Raw genomic sequence first — 770 nt, 5'->3', positions numbered from 1 at the left:
TCGCCTCCAGGTTCTTCACGATGCGACGCAATCAGCGCTGGCTCAGGCCAGACAGGCAGAGCACCAGGCGCTGAATGAACGCCAAGCGGCCATCGATGCCCTGAAAGAGCGGGAAATGGAAGTCACCACACTCAAGGCCGAGACACAGACGCTCAGGATGGTGCTTGAACGCGCGCCAGTGCCAGGCAACATTGCACCCAGCACCGGCAAGCGCCGCAGGTCCGGTTGATCGCAACCGCGCCGATTCAGGCGATCCTGCATCACCGGCACCATCCCCGAACTTATACTGATCAGCCTCATGGGAAAAGACTCTCGCATTGAATGGACTCATCACACCTTCAACCCCTGGTGGGGGTGTGTGAAGGTTTCGCCCGCCTGCGACCACTGCTATGCCGAGTCGTGGGCCAAGCGAGTAGGCTCGGATGTCTGGGGGGCCGAAGCCCCTCGACGCTTCTTCAGTGACACGCACTGGAAGGAGCCTCTGAAGTGGAATCGCGATGCTTGTTGAATCACGAGCAAAACTGAGCCAGGCGTCACGTCCAAAACTGAGCCACTAAGTTGACGAAGAAATGGACTGTTCGGATGTGGATAAGTCTACTGCGTGATCTGTCTGGGGTGCTCCTTTGGCCGTTTTGGTTCGTGTGGCTCTGATGATCGAAGACGGTTGTGCAGTCGAGTGCCTGAAGCGCCAGCTCTGGTTGCCGGTTTCGCCGATGTGGCAGTGATGGGTGAGTCGGTCGAGTAGCGCGGTGGTCATCTTGGCGTCGCCG

General features: G+C 58.8%; 1 protein-coding gene and 2 pseudogenes. 2 read left to right on the top strand and 1 reads right to left on the bottom strand.

The annotated features are described in order from the left end of the window. On the top strand, nucleotides 1–229 hold a 229-nt coding region (locus tag B2W70_RS16875), incomplete at its 5' end, for a hypothetical protein (RefSeq protein ID WP_286747429.1). Nucleotides 230–298: 69 nt separating this feature from the next. Beyond that, nucleotides 299–502 (top strand): annotated as a pseudogene (locus B2W70_RS16870) (DUF5131 family protein); the annotation flags it as partial. A 51-nt stretch (nucleotides 503–553) separates the two neighbouring features. Here the strand turns inward: B2W70_RS16870 and istB are convergent. Continuing rightward, nucleotides 554–770 (bottom strand): annotated as a pseudogene (gene istB / locus B2W70_RS16865) (IS21-like element ISAav1 family helper ATPase IstB); the annotation flags it as partial.

The organism is Aquabacterium sp. UBA2148 (genome assembly GCF_002328915.1).
Taxonomy (GTDB): Bacteria; Pseudomonadota; Gammaproteobacteria; order Burkholderiales; family Burkholderiaceae_C; genus Aquabacterium; species Aquabacterium parvum.
Note: the sequence above shows the minus strand (reverse complement) of the source record. Positions and strands in the feature narration are given on the sequence as shown.